This window comes from Pseudomonas sp. SMV71 (genome assembly GCF_052042015.1).
Classification (GTDB): domain Bacteria; phylum Pseudomonadota; class Gammaproteobacteria; order Pseudomonadales; family Pseudomonadaceae; genus Aquipseudomonas.
The window spans coordinates 1-242 of record NZ_JBKGGU010000080.1; the positions used below are offsets into that span (position 1 = coordinate 1).

General features: G+C 66.1%; 1 protein-coding gene. It reads right to left on the reverse strand.

All coding sequences use genetic code 11. The features are described 5' to 3' along the window. A partial coding sequence (locus tag ACLEJQ_RS25870; protein ID WP_440799965.1) for a hypothetical protein occupies positions 1 to 242 on the reverse strand: 242 nt, incomplete at both ends.

Genomic DNA, 242 nt, shown 5'->3' on the forward strand with positions numbered 1-242 from the left:
TGGGCAGTTGGGTCTGGATCAGGTTGCCGAGCTCGTCGTAGTGGTGTTGCAGGCGGCCGGCGGCGCTGTGTTCTTCCAGCAACTGGCCGGTGGCGTCGTAGGCGAAGCTCAGGCTCTGCACGTTGCCTTGCAGGTCGGTGAAGGTGACGGCGGTGAGCTGGTCCAGCGGGTCGTAGGTGTAGTCGGTGCGGCCATCGTCGGTGACCTTGGCGATCAGCCGTCCTGCGGCGTCGCGTTCCAGC